The sequence below is a fragment of the Aeromonas sp. 601027 genome (assembly GCF_049174455.1).
Taxonomy (GTDB): Bacteria; Pseudomonadota; Gammaproteobacteria; order Enterobacterales; family Aeromonadaceae; genus Aeromonas; species Aeromonas veronii_A.
In genome coordinates this window covers 289,155-313,371 of record NZ_JAAKTN010000001.1, presented here as the reverse complement: position 1 = coordinate 313,371, position 24,217 = coordinate 289,155, and the positions used below count along the sequence as shown (strand labels likewise).

Below are 24,217 nucleotides of genomic sequence, written 5' to 3'. Positions count from 1 at the left end.
ACACCATGAGTCTCGATATCGACATCATCAAAGCCCGCGCCAAGAACGAATACCGCCTCTCCAAGGTGCGCGGCGAAGCGATGATCAGCGTACGCATTCCCGGCGGGATCATGCCCGCCCACCTGCTGGCGGTGGCCCAGCAGATCGCCGAACAGTATGGCAACGGCCTGATCCACCTCACCACCCGCCAGAAGCTGGCGATGCCCGGCATCAAGTATCAGGACATGGACAAGGTCAACGCCGCCCTCGAGCCCTTTATCAAGGAGATCGAGGTGGAGACCTGCGGCATCGAGGTTGAGGACACCACAGCCGGTTACCAGACCATCGGCGGGCGTAACATCGTCGCCTGTCAAGGCAACACCATCTGCCAGAAGGGCAATATCGACTGCACCGGGCTGGCCCAGCGGATGGAGAAACACCTCTACCCCAATCCCTATCACCTCAAGATGGTGATCGCTGGCTGCCCCAACGACTGCGCCAAGGCCAACATGGCCGACTTCGGCATCCTCGGCATCGCCAAGATCCACTTCAATGCCGAGCGCTGCATCGGCTGCGGCGCCTGCGTCAAGGCGTGCAGCCACCACGCTGTGGATTGCCTCGCCATCAAGCATGGCAAGGCGGTCAAGGAGGAGAGCAAGTGCATCGGCTGTGGCGAGTGCGTGCTGGCCTGCCCGACCCTCGCCTGGCAGCGGGATCCCAAGCAGCTCTACATGGTCAAGCTGGGGGGACGCACCAGCAAGAAGACCCCCCGTACCGGCAAGCTGTTCCTCAACTGGGTGACCGAAGAGGTGCTGCATGCGGTGATCAAGAACCTGTTCGAGTTCGAAGCCGAGATGCTGGATGGCAAGCCCATCTACCTGCACATGGGCCATCTCATCGACCGGGCCGGTTATCACAAGTTCAAGGAGCGGGTGCTGCGCGGCGTCACCCTCAACCCGGAAGCCATGGTCGCTGACCGCATCTTCTGGGCCGAAGATCAGTACGTCGCCAACATGCACGTCAAAGCGGTGCAATAGGAAAAACCTCGTTTGGGGAAGCGTGATCAAGTGGCCGACACCGGTGGGGATCTGTCGTTGGCCCGGGCGTAGATCACCCTTCCCCTTTTTTATTCCCGTCGGGGGATCTTTCCCCCGACCATCCGGGGTGCGTCACGGCGCGCCCTGCTATCTCGCCCGGCGCGGCATTGCGAGCGGGCCAGCATCCGGAGCCTGTTATGGACTTTCTCCCTCTCTTCTGTCAGCTGCAAAACAAGCCGGTCCTGATCGTCGGCGGCGGTGAGGTGGCGGTGCGCAAGGCGCGCCTGCTGCTCGATGCCAAGGCGAAGATCACCATCAATGCCCCGCACCTGGAACCCCAGCTGATGAGCTGGGCCGAGCAGGGTCGCCTGACCGTCTGCGCCGCCGGCTTTCATCCCGAACTGCTCGATGGCAAGTGGCTGGTGATCGCCGCCACCAACCAGCAAGAGGTCAACCAGCAGGTCTTCAACGAAGCAAACCTGCGCCAGATCTTCTGCAATGTGGTTGACTCTCCGGCCCACTGCAGCGCCATCATGCCCGCCATCATCGACCGCTCGCCGCTGATGGTGGCCATCTCCAGCGCAGGCGCGGCCCCGGTTCTAAGCCGCCAGCTGCGGGAAAAACTTGAAGCCATGCTGCCGCAACACCTCGGCCAGCTCGCGGCGCTGGCAGGCAAGCTGCGCGAGCGGGTCAAACTCATTCCGGACAAGCTGGCCCGCCGCCGCTTCTGGGAGCGACTCTTTAGCCATGAGCGACTGGCATGCCAGCTGGCCCGCGGCCAGCAGCAAGCTGCCGAGCAGAGCGTCGCAGAGCTATTGAATGAGCCACTGCAGAGCAAGGGAAGCGTAACCCTGGTGGGCGCCGGCCCTGGCGATGCGGGACTGCTTACCCTAAGCGGTCTGCAGCAGTTGCAGCAGGCGGATGTAGTGGTCTATGACCGGCTGGTGTCGCAGGAGGTGCTGGCACTTGTGCGCCGGGATGCCGAGCGGATCTTTGTTGGCAAGGAGGCGGGCCGCCACTGTGTGCCCCAGCAGGCGATCAACCAGCTATTGCTGGAGCAGGCCCGCCTCGGCAAACAGGTGGTGCGGCTCAAGGGGGGCGATCCCTTTATCTTTGGCCGGGGTGGCGAGGAGCTGGAAACCCTGGCCGAGGCGGGCATCCCCTTCTCGGTAGTACCGGGCATTACGGCTGCGTCGGGCTGCGCCGCCTACAGCGGCATTCCCCTCACCCACCGCGATCATGCCCAGCGGGTGCAGTTCATCACCGGCCACGACAAGGAGGGCAATATCGCCCAGGAGTGGTCGGCGCTGGCGGCCCGCCGCCAGACTCTGGTCTTCTACATGGGGCTGGCCCACGCCGCCCGCATTCAGGATGAGCTGCAAACCCACGGCATGCCCGGTCATACCCCGGTGGCGCTGGTGGAGCAAGGCACCCAGCTCAGTCAGCGGGTGGTGCGCGGCGAGCTGCAGCAGTTGGCCGAACTGGCCCGTCAGGTGAAGAGCCCGAGCCTCATCATCATCGGCTCGGTGGTCACTCTGGCCGACCAGCTCGACTGGTATGGCAACGACAGAAATTGATCAATAAACGAGAAGGGCCGACAACCGGGTTGTCGGCCCTTGGGCAGCCAGCAGTTATCCACTTTATCCGTGACCCTGCCTGCGACGGCAGTTGTCGGCAACCCTTGCGTGGCGCATCACACCAGCACGGCAGTACCACTGATGCTGACCATCAGCATGCTGCCGTTTTGCCCCACCACTTCGTAGTCGATATCGATACCGACCACCGCATTGGCGCCAAGGGCGGCAGCGCGCTCTTTCAGCTCATCGAAGGCGATGTCGCGGGCACGGGCCAGCTCTTTTTCATAGGCGCCGGAGCGGCCGCCGATGATGTCGCGGATCCCGGCAAAGAGATCCTTGAAAATGTTGGCGCCGAGAATGGCTTCGCCAACCACGATGCCGCGGTATTCACGAATGGTTTTGCCTTCCAGCGTGGGGGTCGTCGAGAGGATCATCTTGAACTCCTGTGAGTAGCAGAAGGCCCCAGACTACCCCAACTGACAGCAAATCCCAACCGGGTGGTGGCCTGTACGACGCCGTCATTAAAAATCACGACGGTCAGATAAAAAACACCGCGCACGGGGCGCGGTGTTTGTTTCAGAGGGCCATTGCAAACGGCAACGCCATTACGGGTTGTAGGAGACCACCGAGCCACTGAGGCCGGTCATCTGGGAGATCCGTCCCTGCATCCCCTGCAGTTTGGCCTTGGAGACATCCGGCCCGATAAAGACACGGTTGAGCTGACCCTGCACCGGTGTGCGCGGCGAGGTGTGGGCAGAGTAGCCCGCCGCCCGCAGCTTGCTCACCAGCGCGTTGACGCTGTCGACGTTCTTGAAGGCACCAAGCTGGAGGATCCAGCTACCCTGCGCGGCCGCGGGTGCAGGTGTGGTCGACTGATTCATCTTGCTTTCAATCAGATCATCGAGGGACTTGATCTGACCCGCCTGTGGTTTGGCTGGCGCAGGTGCCTTGGCCACTTCAACCGGTTTGGCTGGCGTCGGCTTGGGTGCTGGCTTGGGCGGTTCGACCGGTTTTTTGGCCACCACTTCTGGCTTGGGCTGTGGCTTGGGTTGGGCATTCTGTTGCGACTGGACCGGTGCGGCAGGGGTTGTCGCCGGCTGCGCGCCGTTGCCCTGACCGGCGAGGGTCATGGGGTCAGCCACCTCTTCCACTTGCCACTGCTGGGCCGCAGAGGCCTGTTGCTGGCTGGCCAGATGATCGGCGGGCAGGCTGCTGGCTGCCGAGACCTGCAGCGCAGGCTTGGCAGGCTCCAGCTCGGGGCGCAGCGGGATCTTGGCAAAGGCCTCCTCCTTTTGTGCCAGCTTGTGACCATCCAGCAAGTCCGGCAGGAAAATAACAACCAGGGCCACCAGGATGACGGTGCCCACCAGACGGTTTTGAAACTTCGAGGCCAAGTTGAATCCTACCTTTACGTAACTCAATATGCGATTTGGCTCCCCGCCAAAGGGCTGGGGAGCCGGGGTGTGGCCTAGACGGCGACACCCGCCAGAATGTCGGCGACAGTGTAAAACGAACCAAACACAATGACCATATCGTCCGGACTCGATGCGGCCAACGCTGCCTGATAAGCGGCGCTGACATCATCAAACTCCCTGGCAGGCCCCTTGCCCTCTCCCAACGCCGCAGCCAGTTGCGCAGCGGTGGCGGCGCGCGGGCCGGTGAGGCTGGCCAGATACCACTCGCCGATCAGACCGTCGAGCTCAGCAAGTGACCCCGTCATGTCCTTGTCTTTGAGCATGCCGACCACGGCACGGCGCACACCCGTGCAGGGCATCTTGCGCAATTGCGCGGCCAGATAGGCTGCCGAATGGGGGTTATGGGCCACATCGACGATCACCAGCGGCGCACTTTGCAACTGCTGCATCCGGCCAGCCAGCCGGGCATTGGCAAGCCCGTCACGAATGGCGGACTCCGGCAGCGGCAAGCCGAGGGATTCCAGCGCCGCCAGCACGGTCACCGCGTTCATCAGCGGCAGCGCCGGTTTTGGCAGATCCCGCCACTGGTTGAGGCCGTGATAATCCCAACCGCTCTCGTGCTCATCGCCACGAAAATCGAGACCGACCTGACGCAGGTTGGCGCCAAGACGCTGTGCTTCGCTCGCGATAGTCGCAGGTGGATTGGGCTCACCGCTGATGGCGGGTTTGCCGGCGCGATAGACCCCAGCCTTCTCCACCGCCACGGCTTCACGGGTATCACCCAGCCAGTCGCAGTGATCGAGGGCAATGGAGGTGATCATCGCCACATCGGACTCCACCACATTGGTGGCGTCGAGCCGACCACCCAGCCCCACCTCCAGCAGCAGCACATCGGGCGCGGCGCGGCGAAACAGCCACAGCCCAGCCAGTGTCGCGAACTCGAAGAAAGTGAGGGCAATCTCGCCGCGAGCCGCTTCCACCTCGGCAAAAGCGGCGCAGTGATCGCTGTCGGCCAGTTCGGCCCCGTTGATCCGCACCCGCTCGGTAAAGCGCAGCAGATGGGGCGAGGAGTAAACGCCGACCTTATAGCCTGCGGCCATCAGAATGCTGGCCGCCATGGCACAGCTGGAGCCCTTGCCGTTGGTGCCCGCCACCGTGACCACCTTGAACGGCAGTTGGGTCAGCCCCATACGCCGGGCAACGGCACCGACCCGATCCAGACCCATGTCGATATTGACCGGATGGATCTGCTCCAAATAAGAAAGCCAGTCGACAAGCGACCGGCTTTGGGATTGTTGCATGTTTGAACTCATCTTCACTCTTCGATGACGTGAGTATTCAGCATTTTGGCGAGCAGGCTGGCCAGACGGTTACGCATGTCGCGACGATCGATAATCAGGTCGATGGCCCCCTTCTCCAGCAGGAATTCGGAGCGCTGGAAGCCTTCCGGCAGTTTCTCGCGTACGGTCTGCTCGATAACGCGCGGGCCGGCAAAACCGATCAGCGCCTTGGGCTCGCCCACGTTGATGTCACCCAGCATCGCCAGACTGGCGGAAACGCCCCCCATGGTGGGGTCGGTCAGCACAGAGATAAAGGGCAGGCCAGCCTTGGAGAGTCGGTCTAGCGCCGCGCTGGTCTTGGCCATCTGCATCAGGGAGAAGAGGGCCTCCTGCATGCGGGCACCACCAGAAGTGGAGAAACAGACCAGACCGCGGCCCTCCTTGATGCACTCCTCGACGGCGCGCACGAAGCGGGCACCGACCACGGAGGACATGGAGCCACCAATAAAGGAGAACTCAAAGGAACAGGCGACAACCGGCACCCCTTTGAGGGTCCCTTTCATGACCACCAGCGCATCTTTTTCTCCTGTCGCTTTCTGGGCGGCAGACAAACGATCCTTGTAGCGCTTGGAATCCTTGAATTTCAGTACATCCTGCGGCTCCAGCTCGGCACCGATCTCGGTACGACCCTGCTCGTCGAGGAAACTCTCGAGACGGGCGCGAGCGCTGATGCGCATATGATGATCACACTTGGGGCACACTTCGAGGTTGCGCTCCAACTCTGCCCGGTAGAGCACCTGTTCACAAGCACTGCACTTGGTCCACACCCCTTCCGGAATGTTGTGACGACGGGGTGCAGTGATCTTGCTCTTGGGAAGAATCTTCTCAAGCCAGCTCATGGAATTCCTTAATGCTTTTGTGCCTGACAAAACGCATCGAGCCTAGATTGTTCAATGACTTAATAGCTCGATGGCAACAAATGACGGGTCATTAAACCACAATTTTTCGGGCGCAGTTACTAAAAACTGGTCGTACCCGGTGCCGAGTCCGGCAGCCACAGCGGGCCGAGCGGCAACTGCGGCAGAGCAAACTCGGCCGGGTAATCCACGTCGACCAGATAGAGGCCACCGGCCTTGGCGGTCGGCCCGGCCAGATTGCGATCCTTGGCCGCCAGCACCTCGGCAATCCACTCCACCGGTTTGAGCCCCTGGCCCACCAGCAGCAGGGAGCCGGTGATATTGCGCACCATGTGGTGCAGGAAGGCGTTGGCCTTGATGTCGAGCACGATGTAGGGCCCCTGACGACTGACGCACAGATGGGTCACATTGCGCCACGGGGTGTTGGATTGGCAGGCAACGGCACGGAAGGTGCTGAAGTCGTGCTCCCCCAGCAGGCTCTGGCCCGCCTGGTGCATCAACTCGGCATCGATGGTCTCGTGGTAGTGACTGACGCCACTGCCGAGGATCGCCGGACGGAAGTTGTGGTTGTAGATGACGTAGCGGTAGCGACGGGCGGTGGCGCTGAAGCGGGCGTGGAACGTTTCGTCCACCTCCTTGACCCAGCGCACGGCGATATCCGGCGGCAGGTTGGAGTTGAGACCCAGGGTCCAGGCCCCTTCGGCACGGTTCGCCTCGGTATCGAAGTGGATCACCTGGCCGGTCGCATGGACGCCGGCATCGGTGCGCCCGGCACACTGGATGGAGACAGGGTGGTTGGCGATCCGGCTGATGGCCTTCTCCAACTCCTCCTGCACGCTGATCACTTCACGCTGACGCTGCCAACCGAAATACCGGCTGCCGTCATATTCAATACCTAGGGCAATTCGCATGGATAAACTTGTCTTGTTGTGAAACGCAGTGAAAGAAACGGGGCGGATTATACGCGCTCAACTCGAAAAGTCCCACAAACCGCCTGATTGGCTTGCATGGGCGGAGAATTCACCCTGTGCAAATTGCCATGAAGAAGGGGGCAGCCAATGGCTGCCCCCTTCTTGCTGATCCCGCGACAGGGACAATTTTACCCCAACCGCTTGAGCAGTTTTTCTGCCTCGGCACGCTGATGCTCAGTGCCCTGCTCTGCCGCTTCTTGCAGCAGCTCGCGGGCGCTATCCTTGTCGTCGATCTCGAGGTAAGCGCGGGCCAGATCCAGCTTGGCCCCCACACCGCCGTCATCGGCATCCACATCAAAGCCGGTGGATTCAGGCAACACCTCGGGGAAGCCATCGAGCCCCACATCCAGCGAGAAGCCCTGATAAGGCTCCTGCTCTGGCGCGGTGGCATCTGCTTCGGCCAGCAGCTTGTCGATCTCGACGTAACCGCTTGCCTGGGCCTGTTCCCTTGGCTGCAATTCTGCCGGATGAGACTCCACTTCGGTAAAGGCATCCTCGAAATCGGAGAGCGCCAGTTCGTTGGGATCCCACTCAAGATCGAGCTCGGTCTCCTTGCCTTTGGTTGGCTCAAGCCCCAACTCGGCCAACATATCATCAGCCGAACCATCCACGCTCAAGTCGATGGCATTATTGCCCTCGCCCGCAGCCGGTTTATCCAGCTCATTTTCAAAATCACCCAGATCAAAACTGGCCAGATCATCAGCAGCCGTACTCTTGCTGCTTGCACTCAACTCCGGTTCCAGATCAGCCGAAAGATCCGCATCCAGTTCGGCAAACAGGGCTGCCTGCAGCTCCTCTTCGCTCATGAGCTCATCAGCATCCCTGGACTTGGGATTGAACTCGCTGGCCAGATCCATGTCGGGTTCATTGGCCAACGCGACAGGCTCATCCAGCGAGAGATCGAGATCCGGCACCAGATCCGGGTCACGACTGGCTGACTGGGCAGCCATTCGCTCCGGCTCGAAACCTTGCAGATCGATCTCGCCATCGTCGCTGAAAACCAGATCAACATCCGGCTTTTTAGCCGATTCATCTGGCTCGACCGGCATAAAGCCATCAGGGGTATTGAGATCCGGCACCGGGCGTACCGGCTCGTTGTCGGTCACATCGACACTCAGCAGATCGTCAAACTCGCTCTGCTCCTGATCCATCATCATGGCGGTGGACTCGGAGAGGCTCTTCTCCTGCTCCTCCAGCTCGCGACGGGCACGGGCCCGCAGCCACAGGGTCACCAGCGCCAATACCAGCAGCACCGGCAGCAGGATGATCATGGCAAGGTTGAGCGGTGAGGAGAGCAGCTCCATCAGCCAGTGCTGCTTGGGTTCAGGCTCTGCCACCACGGGGGGGACAGGTCTGGCCTTCAGCTCGGCGAGCTCTTTTTGCAGCGCGGTCTGATCCTGCAACTGGGCCTTGAGGGTCTCGACCTCTTCGGTGAGAGATTGCAGGCGCAGTTTGAGCCTGTGGTTCATCTCGGTCACCTGACCGAGCTGGGCATTGGCATCTTCCAGTGCCAGCGCCATCTCGGTGGCCGGTTTGCCCACCGGTTTTTCCAGATCGGAAGGCAGAGGCGCCGGTGTGGTGCTTGCTGCGGCGCTCGTCGCTGGGACTGGGACTGGGGCCACCGCCTCTTTTGGCGCAGGCTCGCTCGCCTTGACAACATCTTTGGTTTCAGCAGACGGTTGCGGTGCTACGACAGGAGCAGGAATGGGTGCCGCTTTTGCCGCAGGCAAGGGAGCTGGCGCGGTTTTCACCGGTTCGGCTTTGGCAGTCTCAACCTTCACGGGCTTGGCCGCCGGTTTGGCGCCATGGGCCTGCTTCTCGGCGAGATACTTGGGACTCAGCCCCTTCCAGCTGGCGTTGTCACTGCGGAATCTGGCTCGCGCCTGGGCATCGGTGATGACGCTCGCCTCGGCCACGGTCGGCAGCAGGATGCGTGACCCCACCAGAATGTGGTTGATATTGCCATCGGCAAAACTGCGGGGGTTTTTCTCGTAGATCGCCACCATGGTCTGGTAGACGCTGACACTACTGGAGGGACGGTATTTGCTCGCCAGACTCCAGAGAGTATCGGTTGGACGAACAGGGCCATAACTACCGGCATTGGCCGTGACCTGACGTACCACCGGCTGGGCGGTTGCACGTACCGGTTGCGCCACGGGTCTGGCGACCGGTTGCGCCAGCGGCTGGGAATTGACGGCTGGAGGTGCGGGCTCGTCAGGGCCTTTTAGCTCGACAAAAAAAGGCTCCCGCGCAGCGTCTTCAGCCTGGACGGAGCCCAGCAGACCCAATGCGAGTAGCGTTGCCAATGTTATGCGGGAATGTCCCATATTCGTTCCTTCGTATGACGGCCCTATCACATTGAAAAATCTGGATAGTTACCCCAAAACAGTCGGTTCAATATAAATCAGGCTCGCGTCGCAAGCCAGTAGTCCGACACATTTAGCACCCGACTTGACTCTGAGTGTAGGAAAAAACTTAATCAGTTGATATCGCAACAGAATCTTGAAGTGACGGAGTGCGGCATGGGTCACACCCCCGATTTATCACAGGCCGGATGCGCAGCACTCCCTGCTGCCCATCTGTGGCATCTGACCAGCCTTACAGATAGTCGCGAACCAGCAGCTCGGCAATCTGTACACTGTTGGTTGCCGCGCCCTTACGAACGTTATCGGCCACGATCCACATATTGATACCACTCGGGTGAGAAATATCCTGGCGCACCCGACCCACCAGCACCTCATCCTTGCCGGTTGCGTCACGCACCGGGGTCGGATAGTCCCCTTCGTCATCAAACAGGGTCACACCCGGCGCATTGCGCAGCAGGTCCTTGACCTGTTCGGCATCGAGCGGCTGGTGCAGCTCGACGTGTACCGCCTCGGCGTGGCCGTAGAAGACCGGCACCCGCACGCAGGTGGGGTTCACGGCAATGTTGGCATCGCCGAGGATCTTCTGGGTTTCCCACACCATCTTCATCTCTTCACGGGTGTAGCCGTTGTCGGTGAAGCTGTCGATCTGCGGGATCAGGTTAAAGGCGATCTGTTGCGGATAGAGGGTCGGTTCCACCGGACGACCGTTGAGCAGATGAGCGGTCTGACCCGCCAGCTCGCTGACCCCCTCTTTGCCGGAGCCTGACACGGATTGATAGGTGGCCACGTTGATGCGGGCAATGCCCACTTCGTCGTGCAGCGGCTTCAGGGCCACCAGCATCTGGATGGTGGAGCAGTTGGGATTGGCGATGATGTTGCGATTGCGAAAATCGGCCAGCGCATCCGGGTTCACTTCCGGGATCACCAGCGGGATATCTTCGTCGTAACGGAAGCAGGAGGTGTTGTCGATGACGATACAACCGTGCTCGGCAGCAATCGGCGCCCACTTGGCAGATACCTCGGCACCGGCGGAGAAGAGTGCGATCTGCACCTGGCTCCAGTCAAACTCCTCCACATCGAGGATCTCGAGGTTCTTGCCGCCAAAGCGCACTGTATCACCGGCGCTGCGGCTGGAAGCCAGCGGATAGAGGGTCGCTACCGGAAATTCGCGCTCTTCCAGGATCTCGATCATCGCCTGACCCACGGCGCCGCTGGCACCCAATACCGCTACGTTAAACTGCTGGCTCATTCTGTTCTCCTCTGATAATGCTGCAATGGCGCCGGGTGGCACCATGGTCGGCAGGCTCCCGCACGGCGAGATGACGCTGCCTGATATGGCTGAGCTGGCGCAGTAGCATCTGCGCCAGCTCAGTAAAAAATGGGTTCGAGGTAGCCAGTACGGCTCACCCCTTCCGGTTATCTTCCAACTCCTAGTCCCCAACTCAGGGGCGTGACAGCGCAAATCCCAGCTCGCCCAGCGCCTGGTCGGCAAACGCCCCCTCAACCTGCAGGGAGGATAGTTCACGGCGCTCTGGATAGTGTTTGCGCTGCTCGTCAAAGCTGCCGGGCAAGCCGAGTCGGGCCCGGAAACGGGCATCATCGCGGCGCACATCATAGACCAGATGCACCAGCTGCTTGATCAGCGCCTGATCCGGTGCGCGGCCCGGCACCAGCGCCTGCACATCGGGGGCAGGCAACAGCTGACTCAAATCCTGACGAGGCTGGCGTCCCAACTGCTGGCAGAGCGCCTGATAGAGCATCCAGGTACCGCGGGCCTTCCCCTCCAGGCTGTAACCAGCGATATGGGGGGTGGCAATCTCGGTATGGGGCACCAGCGCAGACAGTGGCTCGGGCTCGTTCTCCCACACATCCATCACCAGTCGCAATGGCTTATCGCTCAACTGGCGCGCCAGCAGGGCCCGGTTATCCCACACCTCGCCACGGGATGCGTTGATCAGGATCTGTCCGGCAGGGCGCGCGGCAATCTGTTCGGCATCGAGCAGATGGTAGGTGGCATCCACTCCTTCGCGTGTGATGGGCACGTGGAAGCTGACAATATCGGCGCCAAGGGCGGCCTGATAATCGACAAAGCCCGCATCGGGGGTATTACGCGCCTTGGGCGGATCGCAGCGCAGCACCCGCATGCCGAGCGCTTTGGCCTTGCCAGCCACACACTCGCCAGTATTGCCCGCGCCAATCACCGCCAGCGTCATGGCCGAGAGGTCAAGTTCGTAGCGCTCCGCCAGCACCAGCAGGGCTGAGAGTACATAGTCCCCCACCGAATACTTGTTGCAACCGGGGGCGCTGAAGAAGGGAATATTGCGGCTTGCCAGCAACGCCTTGTCCACATGGTCGGTGCCTATGGTGGCGGTGCCGACAAACCCGAGTTTGGGGCTGGTCGCCAGCAAATCGCCGTTGACGCGGGTGACCGAACGCACCAGCAGCACATCGGCATCGAGCAGATCGCGGGCCTGCATCTGCCGTCCGGGCAAGGGGATCACCTCGCCAAATTCGGCAAACAGCTCCACGGCATGGGGCATATTCTCATCAACGACTATCTTCATCGGGCTCTCTTTGGTCACAACCGCCACGGGGGCGCCATTCTAGCGCAAAGCCGCCCGAGATTTCAGCCTGTGATGCAATCCGGCGCGAAACGGGCCCACATTGCGCGGCAGCCGCTCCATCCGCCCGCTCAAACAGAGGATGTCGCCACAAATGTGTAAGCAGAGGTAACAAACGTGCTGCTCGGCTTTGTCCGGGCATATCACGGTGGCACAATGCCCCTCTTTTTCGCGATCGCCCATACCCACCATGCCGCCACACGCTCCATCGCACTCAGCGTCAACCGCTTCACTCACCCGCAGTCAGGTGCTTGGCTTCACTGCCCTGTTGATCCTGCCCCTGCTGATGCTCGCCACCCTGCCCTGGCAGCCTTTTCTGACCGGTTCACTGCAGTCAGGCTGGCTATGGTGGTTATACGCCCTTACCCGCATGGTCGATATTCCCGGGATCGGGGTCAGTGGCGCCCTCTTGCTGCTACTGACCCGCTACAAACTCAAACTGGAGCTGGCGCCCTTCATTGCGCTGGGGTGTGTACTGGCTGCCCTGCTTGCCAGCGACTGGGTGATCAAGAGCCTGGTCAAACACCTGACCGAAGAGCCCAGACCCTACCTGCTCTGGCTGGAGAGTCAGGGGCTGATCCCGGCCATCAAGCACTTCTACGCCAGTAGCATCAATGTGCGCAGTGAACAGGTTCATGCCGCCAGCCAGTTGCTGGCCCTTCCAGAATGGCTCGGCCACCACTGGCAGGCCGAGGTGAACTACGCCTTCCCCTCCGGCCACAGCATCGCCGCCATCAGCCTGGCCCAGTTCTTTGGCCTTATCTGGCTGGCCCGAGCCCCCACAGGCGCCTGGCTGCTACCGTTGTGGGCGCTGGGGATTGGTCTGTCGCGCATGGTGATGGGTATGCACTGGCCGGTGGATGTGCTGGCCAGCGCCCTGTTGGGCACGCTCACGGCGCTGATTGCCGCCCGCTGGTGGCTGCACAGATATTAAATCGAGCGCCACCTTGCCGCAGCCGACTGCGTGGGATGGGGGGACAAGCCTGTGCTTTTTTGCCATAATGCCGCCTCATTTTATCCCGACCGAGATCCCATGACCGACGCAGTTCATACCCTCAAGGGCCGTTTCCGTGGTTTTTACCCTGTCGTCATCGATGTTGAAACTGCCGGGTTCAACGCCAAGACCGATGCCCTGCTCGAAATCGCGGCCTACACCCTGAAAATGGATGAGCAGGGCTGGCTCGTTCCCGATCAGGTATTCCACTTTCATGTCGAGCCCTTCGAAGGGGCCAACCTGGAAAAGGCCGCGCTGGAGTTCACCGGCATCGACCCCTACAACCCGTTGCGTGGCGCTGTCTCGGAAAAAGAGGCGCTGACCGAGATCTTCAAGGGGATCCGCAAGGGGATGAAGGAGCAGGATTGCGGCCGCGCCATCATAGTGGCCCACAACGCCACCTTCGATCACGGCTTCGTGATGGCTGCCGCCGAGCGCGCTGGCCTCAAGCGCAATCCGTTCCACCCGTTTGCGACCTTCGACACCGCTGCTCTCTCCGGATTGGCGCTGGGTCAGACCGTGCTGGCCAAAGCGTGCCAGAGTGCCCGCATCCCGTTTGACAATAAAGAGGCGCACTCTGCCCTCTATGACACCGAACGCACCACAGAGCTGTTCTGTCATATCGTTAACCGCTGGAAGAGCATGGGGGGTTGGCCGCCAGCGCATCCGGATGATGACACAACCGATGCTCCTGCCGATGATGAGGGGCAAGAATAAACGGACGAAGGCTGCCAGTGGCAGCCTTCGCTTTTTGGGGAAATGATTGATTGCACGGCGCACCGGAATCTCCATCAATGTCACTATCAACCGCTGCACACGCGATGAACGGAGACAAACAGGTCACAAGCCCTCATGTTGAGCAACCTTGTGCCACATGCTGCTGCGATATGAGAGGTTTGACTGATTTTTTACTCGACATTTGTCACATTTTTCGCAAACTAACTCCCCTTCACATGACAGACAGCAATAACAAACTATAAGGAAATCAAATGAATCCAGTTGTTATCGCAGTCGGGCTGATGCTGGTGCTCAGTCTGCTGCGGATCAATGTGGTGGTCTCGCTGGCGCTGGGGGCCATTGCTGGCGGCCTGGTCGGTGGGCTGTCGTTGACCGATACCCTCACCACCTTCAGCGGTGGCCTGGGCGGTGGCGCCGAGATTGCTCTCTCCTACGCCATGCTGGGCGCCTTTGCGGTTGCCATCTCCCGCTCCGGGATCACCGACCTGCTGGCCCGCAAGGTGATCAACCAATTGGGCAAGGATGCCAGCTCGACCCGCATCATGTGGGTCAAAACCCTGCTGCTCTCTTCCGTGCTGGCCGTGGCTATCTCCTCCCAGAACCTGATCCCGGTTCACATCGCCTTTATTCCCATCCTGATCCCGCCGCTGCTGCATGTGATGGCGCAGATGCAGATCGACCGTCGTCAGGTGGCCTGTGTCATCACCTTTGGTCTGACAGCTACCTATATGGTGCTGCCGGTCGGCTTTGGTGGCATCTTCCTGAACAATATTCTGGCCAAGAACCTGATCGATAACGGCGTGCCCATCACCACCAGCCAGATCCCGCTGGCGATGGCCATTCCGGTTGCCGGTATGGTACTGGGCCTGCTGATTGCGGTATTCATCAGCTATCGCAAACCGCGCCAGTACGATCTGGCCAAGATCCTGGATGCCGAGCCCGAAGCGGTCGAGCTCAACCTCACCCACATCTGGGTGGCTCTGCTGGCCATTGGCGTAGCGCTGGGGCTGCAACTGATGACCAACAGCATCGTACTGGGTGCGCTGGCCGGTTTTGTCATCTTCACCTGCGGCGGCGTCATCAAGTTTCGCGAAAGCCAGGATGCCTTCACTCAGGGGGTGCGGATGATGTCGCTGATCGGCTTCATCATGATCTCCGCCGCCGGTTTTGCCGCGGTGATGAAGGCAACCCACGGGGTCGACTCTCTGGTACAGGTGGTCGCCTCCGGCATCGGCCAGCACAAGGGGATCGCCGCCTTCCTGATGCTGCTGGTGGGCCTGCTCATCACCATGGGGATCGGCTCTTCCTTCTCCACCGTGCCCATCATCGCCACCATCTATGTGCCGCTCTGTCTGCAGCTCGGCTTCTCACCGATGGCGATCATCGCGCTGGTCGGTACCGCTGGCGCGCTGGGGGATGCGGGGTCACCGGCCTCCGACTCTACCCTGGGCCCGACATCCGGCCTCAACACCGATGGCCAGCACGACCATATCTGGGACAGCGTGGTGCCCACCTTTATTCACTACAACATCCCGCTAGTGATCTTCGGCTGGATTGCAGCCATGGTGCTCTGATCGCCCCTCTGACATCGAGCCATATACTGCAAAATACGAAACAAGAAGGCGACCTGATGGTCGCCTTCTTGATGATGACGTCACCTAATCACCAGGATATGGTCCCGAGAGGAGAAGATCTTTATTGTGCTTCATGGATTCCCGGCTCTGGATGATTGCGCACTATAGTAGCCGCAGACTGTTTCGCTCTTAGTCAGTCTCTCGCCACTGATGCCATAACAACGTTTGCCTCTCCCCGCTTTGTGCGCGACACCCGCTGCCACATACCACGCCGATTAATTGCTCAGCGATTGGATATCATTTTGAAAAACTGATACTTAACTAGCTACACTAGCCATTATCAACATACAGGGACGTGTAAAAAATGAGCTTGATTGGCTTGGTGCTGGCGTTGATCGCCATCCTTGGCGGCAACATGATCGAGGGTGGTCACCCCAGTGCACTGCTCGATCTGCCCGCATTCCTCATCGTGATCGGCGGCACCATAGGCGCTGCGCTGACCCAGTTCCCCTTCTCTGTCGTCGGCAGCACCATGAAGCGTTTCAAATGGCTGCTCTCTCCCCTCAAACTCGACATGCTGGAACAGGCCCAGTTGCTGGAGACCCTGGCAGGCAATGCTCGCCGCAGCGGCATGCTGGCGCTGGAAGGGATGATCGAGGAGATCAAGGATCCCTTCCTGAAGAAGGGGGTGCAGATGATGGTCGATGGCTACGAGAAGAACAAAATCCACGAGGTGCTGGAGAACGAGATCGAATTTGAACAGGAAGATCTCGAACAGACGGTCAAATTCTATGAAGCCATGGGCGGCTACTGCCCGACCATGGGGATCGTCGGCGCGGTATTTGGCCTGATCCACGCCATGGGTCTGCTGGATGCCCCCGACAAGCTGGGTGGCGCCATTGCGGTGGCTTTTATCGCCACCATCTACGGGGTATCCGCCGCCAACCTGATCTTCTTGCCGTTCGGCAACCGCTACAAGGGGTTTGCCCACCAGATCCGCCACTACAAGGAGATGACTCTGACCGGCATTCTCTGCATCGTGGATGGCGAGTCCCAAGCACGCCTGCAAGTGACCCTCGAACCTTATCTGGGAGGCCATGGTGGCGAAAAAGAAAAAGGCTGAAGCGCCGGAGAACCACGAACGCTGGCTGGTCTCCTATGCCGACTTCATGACATTGCTGTTCGCCCTGTTTGTGGTGCTCTACTCCTTTGCCATGGCCAAGCAGTCCGAAACCCGGGTGCTTATCCAGGGCTTTATCGAGTCGCTGGGTAAAATCGGCCTCATCTCCCCGCCTGCCGGCTCACCCTTGATGCAGGGGGGCACAGGGATTCTTGAACCGGAATCGAAGACCACGCCAAGCAGCCCGAAAGAAGAGACTGTGCTGGAGAAAGATGCCCCCATGGCGGCATCGGATCCCTTCAACGAGACCATAGGTGCCTCGGAAAAGCCGAGCGCCACCGAATCCTGGCCCCATAAGACCCAGGAGCAGGAGTGGGTGCAGGTGACCAAGCAGAAGCTTGAGCAACAGCTCAAGGCCCAGATTGAATCGAAAGATCTCGAGGTCGAGCAACTCGGCAGTCAATTGGTGATCCGCATCGGCGAGAAGGCGCTGTTCCCCTCCGATTCGGCGTTCCTGCAACCCCAGTTCATCCCGCTGGTCCATAAGATCGCCGGCATTCTGGCCAATATCCCGGGGCAGGTAGTGGTCACCGGTCATACCGACAACTCCCAAGCGCCGGTGGAGCTTTATCGCAATAACTGGGAGCTCTCGGTGCTGCGGGCCTCTTCCATCGTGCAAACCATGCTGGCTAACCCCCAGCTGGATGCCAGACGAGTCATCGCTCAGGGTGTTGCCGACACCCAACCCCGCTTTGCCAATGACACCCCCGAACATCGCCAGGCGAATCGCCGGGTCGATATAACCCTCTCTCAAGGCAAGGCAGCAGAAGAGTCGCTGCAACTGCTCAAGCCCTGATCCCCCTGCTCCCGCCTCGCGCGGGAGCCTCTTTTTAAAAACAAATAACTCAATAATATCAACACCATAAGATCTTAATGATAATGATTTCTATTTATTGTCAAGTGGTCAGGCCTCTGCAATAATGCCGCCCTTCAGGCTTAAATAAAAACAATTATCATTATGAACAAACTGCTTCAGGCATGGCCGGCACTCCTTTGTGCCTCCGCAGGCGCGGCCGATCTTCCCCCTGTGGAGAAGGCTCGCAGCGACGACACCATCATTGTCACCGGGCAACGGGTACCACAGAAACTCTCCGATGTTTCCGGCTCCATCACCGTCATCACCCAGGAAGAGCTGGACCGTCAGGTCGCCAGCGAGCTGACTCATGTGTTTCGCAAGATCCCCGGTGTCTCGGTCACCGGCTCTGCCGGGCGACCGCAAAACATCAGCGTGCGCGGCATCGGGGGCAACCGCATCCTGCTGATCAAGGATGGGGTGCGCGTCAGCGACGGCTTTGGCGCCGACAACATCAATGACAAGGTGGGTCGCTTCAACTTCGACCTTGATGACATCAAGCAGATTGAGGTGGCCAAGGGGGCCGGATCCTCCTTGCATGGCTCCGATGCCATCGGCGGCACCGTGGTGATGAATACCAAGCAGCCGGAAGATTATCTGCAACAGCAAGATAGCTATCTGGCGGCCAAGACTCTCTACGGTGGCGACAGCAACAAGAAGAAGCTCAGCATGACCGGCGCGGTGCGGGCACTGGAGAGCGAACATCTGTTGCGTCTCTCCGGCTGGCGCGGCAACGAAACCGCCAACTTTGAGGAGAACCGCATTCCGGCTGATTTGGATGGCATGAGTGCCTCCACCAGCAGCCGCCTCCCCCTCAATGCCCATCACGCTCTGCGGCTGGAGCTGGACTACTACGAGGATCACGCCAAACGCCAGATGGGGCCCAAAGCGGTGCCCCAACCCGATGGCAGCTGGGACGTGGTCGGTTTTCAGGAAGATGGCGATCAGCGCACCCAGGGCGGCAAGTTCAGTTGGGAAACCAACGATCTGGGCATGGTCGATACCCTCAACTGGAGCCTGTTTGGCAACCAGTCACGCAACGAAGCCAACCAGCGCCAGCTGCTGCGCAACGATGCCCTGAGCGGCTATCCCAGATATCGCAGCCAGCGCACCCTCTCCACGTTCGAGGAGCTGCGCCTTGGCAGCGAGCTGGAGCTGCAGAGCAAGCTGAGCACCGGCTCGCTGGATCACACCTTCAGCTACGGTGTGGAGCTGGAGCAGGCCAACCACGAGCGGCCGGTCAGCAATCTGACCCTGGAAGATGGCATCACCACCCAGGGACAGAAAGCCCCCTTCAGCAAGGCCGAGACCCGCCGCGATGGCATCTGGCTGAGCGATGTGATCGATCTGGGCAGCTGGCAGTTTACCCCGACCCTGCGCTTTGACCGCCAGCGCCTGCGCGCACCGGACAGTAATCTGGCCGAGAACCACAGCGACCACATCTCCCCCAGTGTGGCGGCCAGTTACCGCTTCAACGAAACATGGCGCAGCTGGCTCAGCTATGCCAACGGCTTCCGCGCCCCCGCTTACGATCAGGTTTACGGCAACATTCCTCACTACTTTGCCATGCCGCCGTTCGAGATCATTGCCAACCCCAACCTCAAGGAGGAGACCAGCCACAGTCTGGAGTGGGGAGTGAATGGGCAAAGCGACAACTGGAGCGTCAAACCGGCCGTTTTCTACAACCGCTACTACAACTTCATCGACTGGCGCCAGACCGGTTTTCGCCTCGATGACGGTGTCTTCCTGCGCCAATATCGCAACGTTGCCAAAGCAGAAACCTGGGGCGCCGAGCTGGCCGCCAGCCTCTGGCTGAGCGACAAGTGGGAGCTTTCGACCAATCTGGCCTGGATGGATGGCAAGGATCACCGCGGTGAGCCGCTGCGAACCCAGACACCGCTGGAAGGCAACACCACCCTGCGCTGGCAACAGCTCGACTGGGGGGTTGAGCTCAGTGGCAACTATGCCGCCGCCATGACCAAGGTGCCCCAGTGCGCCAATGCGCAGACTGGCTACAACGGTGCCTGCCAGAGCAGCGCAGGCTGGTTCAGTCTGGATCTCACCGGCGACTGGCAGATCACCGAGGCGCTCAAGGTCAATGCCACCATCGGCAACCTGCTCGATACCCGCTACGTCCGCTATCAGGATGTGGCCGGACTTCCGGCTGGCAGCGATACCTCCCTCTACAGCCAGAGCGGCCGCTACCTGTCAGCCAGCCTCAGCTACCGTTTCGTGGGGATGTGATGAAACATCATGCAATCATGGCGGCCCTGTTGGCCGCCCCGTTGGCGTGGGCGCAAGAGACTCTGCCACCGCCGATCCCGTCCCAATCGCACCTGATTTCAGGCAATCCCGTACGCCAGGATCCCTACTTCTGGTTGCGGGACGAGAGCCGTAGCAACCCGGCCATTCTCGCCCTGCTCAAGCAGCAAAATCGCTGGAGCGAGCAGCAACTCGCCGCGCAGCAGCCGCTGGAAGCAACCTTGCGCGCCGAGTTTGCCCGCCATCCGGCGGGGGAACCCGTACCGGACAACTGGCTTGTCCGCGGCGATCAGGCATGGCAGCTGCGCCCGGATGGCTCACTCTGGCAACGCCACGGGGGCAAGGTGCTGCAGCGGCTTCCCGCCAGAGCGGGTGAGGGCTATTACGAAGCGGGCGGCTGGGCACTGAGCCCGGATAACCTCACACTGGCCATCGCCGAAGACAGGCGCGGCGATCTCGACTATCAGGTCACCCTGCTCGATCTCCAGAGCGGCAAGGTGCTGGCCAGTTTGGCGCAGCGCAGCGCTGATCTCGCCTGGTCACAAGATGGTCGCACCCTCTACACCATCGCCAACGAGCGCTACACCCTGCGCCCCTGGCAGCTGCGCGGCTGGCAGGATGGCCAGGAGCAGACTCTCTATGAGGAGCAGGATCCCGCCTGGCTGCTCAGCCTCTATCGCACCACGGATGGCCAGCATCTGGTGTTGCAGGGCAACAACCACGACAGCTCGGAGCAATACCTGCTCGACTCGGGCAAGCCGCAGCAGATAAAACCCCGCCAGCGCGGGGTGGAATACTATCTGGACAGTCAATCCGGCTGGGTGATCAAGAGCAACCGGGAAGGGGCGTTTGCCCTCTATTCAGCCAGCACGCCGCTCGATGAGTGGCAGCGCCTGTGGCCCGCCAAAGGGGAAGATCTCGGCGATCCCGAGAAGTGGCGACTGTTTGATCGCCATCTGGTGGTGCAGTTTCGCCAGCAGGGGGAGGATTGGCTCGCCCTGCTCGATCGCAACGGCTATGAACGCCAGCGCCTGCCGCTGGCCAGTGGCGCAGGAACCGGCTGGCTGCAAGGAGAACATGACCCGGCCAGCGACCGCATTCTGGTGCGCAGTCAGGGCTTGAGCCAGCCCCCCGGCCAGCGCTGGCTGGATTTGACCAGCGGCCAGTGGATCAACGACCAGCACACCGCAGGCAATAAAGCATTGCCCTATCAGAGCGAGCGGCGCTGGATCACCTCTGCCGATGGCACCCGGGTGCCTGTCTCGCTGGTGTGGCGCAAGGATCTGGCCCCCCGCGCTGTACTGCTCTACGGCTATGGCGCCTATGGCACGCCGATGCGCCCCTACTACCAGAAAGAGCTGTTGAGCCTGCTGGATCGGGGTTTTGTCTACGCCATCGCCCATGTGCGCGGCGGCGGCATGCTGGGGGAGCAGTGGACCCGCGACGGGCGGGGCATCCACAAGCAGAACGGCATCAGCGACTTTATCGCTGCCGGCAACACCCTGCGCCACTGGTCGCCCGACTCAGCCCCTCTGCCCCTGTTTGCCATGGGGGGCAGCGCGGGGGGCACGCTGGTTGCTGCGGCCCTCAACCAGCAACCGACACTCTTTAGCGGCGCCGTGTTGCAGGTTCCCTTCGTCGATATGCTCGGCACCATGAGCGATCCTGCCCTCCCCTTGACCCGTCAGGAGTACCAGGAGTGGGGCAACCCGGCCAAGCCCGCAGAGTATCAGGCGATGCGCCGCATCAGCCCCTACGACAACCTGCACCGCGCCCCCTACCCGCCCCTGCTGGTCACTACCGCCCTGCACGATAGCCAGGTCCCCTACTGGGAGCCGGTCAAGTGGCTGGCCCGCCTGCGGGAGCACAGCACGGGCTCCGGCCCCTACCTGCTGCTGACCGAACTGGAGGGAGGCCACCGCGCCGGTGGTGGCGATCGGGCTCGTGAATTTGCCTTCTTGTTGCATCTGGCGGGGATCAATCAATGACCCTGCCGCTGATTGGGAGTACCACTATGAAACCCCTGTTGCCCGCCCTCTTGCTGGGGCTGGCTGGCTTTTCCACTCAGGCCGCCGAACTGCGTTTTGTCGAACAGGACGCCCCGGCCGATACCCACCTCTGGCTCGAACAGCAGCTCGGCGTCACCCTGAGTGATGCCCCGGCCTATCAGCGCCAAGGCAAGCTGGGCCACTATCTGCATTATCGCCAGCAGCTCAATGGCGCACCGATCGCCGGCCTGATGGCCGCCGTCAGTCTCGATGAGCAGGGTCGCCCGTGGCGCCTTTATCACAATACCCGGCTGATGCAGGCACAGGCGACGCCATGTGATGAAGCAAGCCGCGCCGGGGTGGATGCCTATACCGCCACGCTGGATGGTACGGTGTGGCAATTCGCTAGCCGTGACGAGGCCCAGCTCTGGTACTGGCAGGATGGCAACACACTGACCCCCGCTTGGCGCCTGCTGGCGGTGGAAAGCCAGCCGGGCAACAGCAAAAGCAGCCACTGGCAACTGTTTGTCACCTGCGATGGCAGCGCCCTGCTGGGGCGCACGCTGCAAGAGGCCAGCACCCGTGCCGAAGCGGCCCCGCTGGCAGGGGAAGCGGCCACGGTGCAGGCCCGCATCTTTGCCCTCGACCCACGCACCCAACTGCAAGATGGCAATTTGCTATGGCGCCACGATCTGGTGCTGGACAACGGGGCCTATCGCACCGTCCCGCTCACGGTACAAAAGGTGGATGACACCTACCAGCTGAGTGGCCCACGCGCCCGGGTCGTGGATGGCACGGAACCGGAAACTGCCCCCTTTAGCAGCCCTGATGCCGATGGCTTCCAGCTGGATCACCAGCAGCCCGCCTTCCTCGATATCAATGGCTACTACCATCTGGATCTGGCCCAGCGCCATGTGGAATCCCTTGGCTACCCGACGCTGATGGGCGGCCCCCTGGCCATCGATACCGATGCCGGGGAGCAGGACAACTCCCTCTATGACCCCTTCCTGCGCCGGTTGGAAATTGGCCGGATCGGGGTACCCGATGCGGAAGATCCCATGGTGATCTGGCACGAGTTTGGCCATGCGGTGCAGCACCATATCCTGCCCGACATGGGAGAAGAGGGTGACTGGGGCGCCATCGGCGAGGGCTTTAGCGACTATCTGGCCGCCAGCTGGCGCCAGCGTAGTCCAGAGGCTCGCCAGTTCGAGCCTTTCATGGTCTTCAACTGGGATGCCAGGATCATCGGCCGGACACCCCGTCAGCTCGACGATCTGCGGGCGCGCTATCATCCGGGCTTCCTCTATCCGGCTCACCTCACCATCAACGGCAGCAACGGCGACCAGCTGTGGGGCACTCCGCTCTTCACCGCGCTGCGCCAGGCCGTTGAACAGTATGGCGAGGTAGCCCGTGACGAGTTCGATACCCTGCTGATTGAATCCCACTTCGGCCTCGGCCCGCAGGTGCGGATGCCCCAGCTGGCGCGGGTCACCGTGGATACCGCCAACCGCCTCTATCCGGATCGCAGTTATGGCAAGCTGCTGGAGCAGGCCTTCCGCCACCACGCCCTGCTGCCCACCCCCATCGCGGCCCGCCTTGCCGATGACAGCTACCTGTTGCCCGGGGAGAAAAAGAGCCTCGCCATCGAATTGACCAACCAGAGCGGCCGCCCCCTGACCGTGGCTGACGCCAGCCTGCTCCCGAGCAAGGGGCTCATGGGTGACGATCACTGGCAAGGAGAGCTCAACGCCGATGGCACCGCCCGCTGGACCCTGCCGCTGGAAGCGGCGAGCAACTTGACCTGTGGCGAGGCAGTCACCTTGCCGCTGCAGTTCCAGCTCACCCTGCCCAGCCCCACCGAGCGCCAGACCCGCCTTGACCTGCAACTGCCGATCGGTGAACCGCTCTGGCAGCGGGCCATCGGCCAGGGTGGCCAGATCAAGGATGCGGTGAGCGATGAACGGCACGGCCTGTCCCGCTTCACTCTCACCCTGCCCGAGAGCAAGGCCCGCATCGAAAGCGGATTCGTGGTTGCCCTCGATCTGGAGCACAGCAAGCTGGAGCAGCTGGAGATCTGGCTCACCTCCCCTTACGGTACCCGGATCAGCCTGTGGAACAAGGGTTACGCCAGCCATACCCGGCTCAAGGGGGAGTTCCCCCGTGAACTGGTACCGTTCGAATCGCTGGATAAGCTGCACGGCGAACCGCTCGCTGGCCGCTGGCTGCTGGAGATCAACGACACCAGCGCCGGTGACACCGGTCAGTTGCGCAACTGGCGTGTAGCCCAGCAAGTCGGCGCCCGCTGCGACAAGGATGAAGCCCTGCCCAACACCGGCATCATTCCCCTTGAGCAGGATGAAGGGGGTGGCGGCACGGCTTCCCCCCTGCTGCTGTTGCTGGCCCTCTGGCCCCGCCTCTGGCGCCGGAGCACCCCGCGCCGTTGAATCCTGTACCACGGGGGTTAC

18 protein-coding genes are annotated in these 24,217 nt (G+C 61.2%); 10 read left to right on the top strand and 8 right to left on the bottom strand.

Annotated elements, in window-relative coordinates; all coding sequences use genetic code 11:
* Positions 1 to 5: 5 nt before the first annotated feature.
* Both asrC and cysG read left to right on the top strand, forming a co-directional pair.
* On the top strand, positions 6 to 1,016 hold the full coding sequence (gene asrC / locus G5193_RS01380; protein ID WP_040066440.1) for a sulfite reductase subunit C: 1,011 nt from the start codon (positions 6 to 8) through the stop codon (positions 1,014 to 1,016).
* Positions 1,017 to 1,213: 197 nt separating this feature from the next.
* The gene (gene cysG, locus G5193_RS01375) at positions 1,214 to 2,593 is read left to right on the top strand and encodes a siroheme synthase CysG (protein WP_421204758.1); all 1,380 of its coding nucleotides are present in this window, start codon (positions 1,214 to 1,216) and stop codon (positions 2,591 to 2,593) included.
* Between the two features lie 116 nt (positions 2,594 to 2,709).
* Here the strand turns inward: cysG and G5193_RS01370 are convergent, their stop codons facing one another.
* From G5193_RS01370 to G5193_RS01335, 8 genes are all read right to left on the bottom strand, one after another.
* Positions 2,710 to 3,027, bottom strand: coding sequence for a heavy metal-binding domain-containing protein (locus G5193_RS01370; protein WP_216953896.1), 318 nt, complete (start codon positions 3,025 to 3,027; stop codon positions 2,710 to 2,712).
* A 171-nt stretch (positions 3,028 to 3,198) separates the two neighbouring features.
* Positions 3,199 to 3,987, bottom strand: a complete 789-nt coding sequence (gene dedD, locus G5193_RS01365) for a cell division protein DedD (RefSeq protein WP_421204757.1) — start codon at positions 3,985 to 3,987, stop codon at positions 3,199 to 3,201.
* A gap of 74 nt (positions 3,988 to 4,061) precedes the next feature.
* Positions 4,062 to 5,321, bottom strand: coding sequence for a bifunctional tetrahydrofolate synthase/dihydrofolate synthase (folC, locus tag G5193_RS01360; protein ID WP_421204756.1), 1,260 nt, complete (start codon positions 5,319 to 5,321; stop codon positions 4,062 to 4,064).
* A 2-nt stretch (positions 5,322 to 5,323) separates the two neighbouring features.
* Positions 5,324 to 6,187 carry an acetyl-CoA carboxylase, carboxyltransferase subunit beta gene (accD, locus tag G5193_RS01355; protein ID WP_005344944.1) on the bottom strand — a complete coding sequence of 288 codons (864 nt, stop codon included), beginning with the start codon at positions 6,185 to 6,187 and terminating at the stop codon, positions 5,324 to 5,326.
* Between the two features lie 119 nt (positions 6,188 to 6,306).
* Positions 6,307 to 7,116, bottom strand: a complete 810-nt coding sequence (gene truA / locus G5193_RS01350) for a tRNA pseudouridine(38-40) synthase TruA (protein ID WP_421204755.1) — start codon at positions 7,114 to 7,116, stop codon at positions 6,307 to 6,309.
* Between the two features lie 188 nt (positions 7,117 to 7,304).
* Entirely contained in the window at positions 7,305 to 9,503 is a 2,199-nt protein-coding gene (locus G5193_RS01345) for a FimV/HubP family polar landmark protein (protein ID WP_421204754.1), read from the bottom strand.
* A 271-nt stretch (positions 9,504 to 9,774) separates the two neighbouring features.
* On the bottom strand, positions 9,775 to 10,791 hold the full coding sequence (locus G5193_RS01340) for an aspartate-semialdehyde dehydrogenase (RefSeq protein ID WP_421204753.1): 1,017 nt from the start codon (positions 10,789 to 10,791) through the stop codon (positions 9,775 to 9,777).
* Positions 10,792 to 10,984: 193 nt separating this feature from the next.
* Positions 10,985 to 12,106 (bottom strand): 4-phosphoerythronate dehydrogenase, encoded by a 1,122-nt coding sequence (locus G5193_RS01335; RefSeq protein ID WP_421204752.1) that lies wholly within the window; start codon positions 12,104 to 12,106, stop codon positions 10,985 to 10,987.
* A 247-nt stretch (positions 12,107 to 12,353) separates the two neighbouring features.
* On the opposite strand from G5193_RS01335, the gene G5193_RS01330 reads away from it, so the two are divergent.
* From G5193_RS01330 to G5193_RS01295, 8 genes are all read left to right on the top strand, one after another.
* Complete coding sequence (locus tag G5193_RS01330) at positions 12,354 to 13,097, top strand: phosphatase PAP2 family protein (protein ID WP_421204751.1); 744 nt, start codon at positions 12,354 to 12,356, stop codon at positions 13,095 to 13,097.
* A 99-nt stretch (positions 13,098 to 13,196) separates the two neighbouring features.
* Positions 13,197 to 13,874, top strand: a complete 678-nt coding sequence (gene rnt / locus G5193_RS01325) for a ribonuclease T (RefSeq protein WP_005333780.1) — start codon at positions 13,197 to 13,199, stop codon at positions 13,872 to 13,874.
* Between the two features lie 272 nt (positions 13,875 to 14,146).
* Positions 14,147 to 15,469, top strand: a complete 1,323-nt coding sequence (locus tag G5193_RS01320) for a Na+/H+ antiporter family protein (RefSeq protein WP_421204750.1) — start codon at positions 14,147 to 14,149, stop codon at positions 15,467 to 15,469.
* Between the two features lie 364 nt (positions 15,470 to 15,833).
* The gene (locus G5193_RS01315; protein ID WP_335843154.1) at positions 15,834 to 16,592 is read left to right on the top strand and encodes a flagellar motor protein; all 759 of its coding nucleotides are present in this window, start codon (positions 15,834 to 15,836) and stop codon (positions 16,590 to 16,592) included.
* Positions 16,567 to 17,445, top strand: coding sequence for a flagellar motor protein MotB (locus G5193_RS01310; protein WP_421204749.1), 879 nt, complete (start codon positions 16,567 to 16,569; stop codon positions 17,443 to 17,445). Before G5193_RS01315 ends, G5193_RS01310 begins: the two co-directional genes overlap by 26 nt.
* Before the next feature lie 162 nt (positions 17,446 to 17,607).
* Positions 17,608 to 19,746 (top strand): TonB-dependent hemoglobin/transferrin/lactoferrin family receptor, encoded by a 2,139-nt coding sequence (locus G5193_RS01305; RefSeq protein WP_421204748.1) that lies wholly within the window; start codon positions 17,608 to 17,610, stop codon positions 19,744 to 19,746.
* Entirely contained in the window at positions 19,746 to 21,752 is a 2,007-nt protein-coding gene (locus tag G5193_RS01300; protein ID WP_421204747.1) for a prolyl oligopeptidase family serine peptidase, read from the top strand. The genes G5193_RS01305 and G5193_RS01300 overlap by 1 nt, the downstream gene beginning before the upstream one ends.
* The gene (locus tag G5193_RS01295; protein ID WP_421204746.1) at positions 21,749 to 24,196 is read left to right on the top strand and encodes a proprotein convertase P-domain-containing protein; all 2,448 of its coding nucleotides are present in this window, start codon (positions 21,749 to 21,751) and stop codon (positions 24,194 to 24,196) included. Before G5193_RS01300 ends, G5193_RS01295 begins: the two co-directional genes overlap by 4 nt.
* The last annotated feature ends 21 nt before the right edge of the window (positions 24,197 to 24,217 follow it).

Excerpts from the sequence above, each read along its gene's own strand:
- asrC (WP_040066440.1), top strand. The coding sequence starts at position 6 with ATGAGTCTCGATATCGACATCATCAAAGCCCGCGCCAAGAACGAATAC.
- G5193_RS01345 (WP_421204754.1), bottom strand. The coding sequence starts at position 9,503 with ATGGGACATTCCCGCATAACATTGGCAACGCTACTCGCATTGGGTCTG.
- G5193_RS01310 (WP_421204749.1), top strand. The coding sequence starts at position 16,567 with ATGGTGGCGAAAAAGAAAAAGGCTGAAGCGCCGGAGAACCACGAACGC.
- accD (WP_005344944.1), bottom strand. The coding sequence starts at position 6,187 with ATGAGCTGGCTTGAGAAGATTCTTCCCAAGAGCAAGATCACTGCACCC.
- G5193_RS01305 (WP_421204748.1), top strand. The coding sequence starts at position 17,608 with ATGAACAAACTGCTTCAGGCATGGCCGGCACTCCTTTGTGCCTCCGCA.
- G5193_RS01335 (WP_421204752.1), bottom strand. The coding sequence starts at position 12,106 with ATGAAGATAGTCGTTGATGAGAATATGCCCCATGCCGTGGAGCTGTTT.
- folC (WP_421204756.1), bottom strand. The coding sequence starts at position 5,321 with ATGAGTTCAAACATGCAACAATCCCAAAGCCGGTCGCTTGTCGACTGG.
- G5193_RS01370 (WP_216953896.1), bottom strand. The coding sequence starts at position 3,027 with ATGATCCTCTCGACGACCCCCACGCTGGAAGGCAAAACCATTCGTGAA.
- G5193_RS01340 (WP_421204753.1), bottom strand. The coding sequence starts at position 10,791 with ATGAGCCAGCAGTTTAACGTAGCGGTATTGGGTGCCAGCGGCGCCGTG.
- cysG (WP_421204758.1), top strand. The coding sequence starts at position 1,214 with ATGGACTTTCTCCCTCTCTTCTGTCAGCTGCAAAACAAGCCGGTCCTG.
- G5193_RS01315 (WP_335843154.1), top strand. The coding sequence starts at position 15,834 with ATGAGCTTGATTGGCTTGGTGCTGGCGTTGATCGCCATCCTTGGCGGC.
- G5193_RS01295 (WP_421204746.1), top strand. The coding sequence starts at position 21,749 with ATGACCCTGCCGCTGATTGGGAGTACCACTATGAAACCCCTGTTGCCC.
- G5193_RS01330 (WP_421204751.1), top strand. The coding sequence starts at position 12,354 with ATGCCGCCACACGCTCCATCGCACTCAGCGTCAACCGCTTCACTCACC.
- truA (WP_421204755.1), bottom strand. The coding sequence starts at position 7,116 with ATGCGAATTGCCCTAGGTATTGAATATGACGGCAGCCGGTATTTCGGT.
- G5193_RS01300 (WP_421204747.1), top strand. The coding sequence starts at position 19,746 with ATGAAACATCATGCAATCATGGCGGCCCTGTTGGCCGCCCCGTTGGCG.
- rnt (WP_005333780.1), top strand. The coding sequence starts at position 13,197 with ATGACCGACGCAGTTCATACCCTCAAGGGCCGTTTCCGTGGTTTTTAC.
- G5193_RS01320 (WP_421204750.1), top strand. The coding sequence starts at position 14,147 with ATGAATCCAGTTGTTATCGCAGTCGGGCTGATGCTGGTGCTCAGTCTG.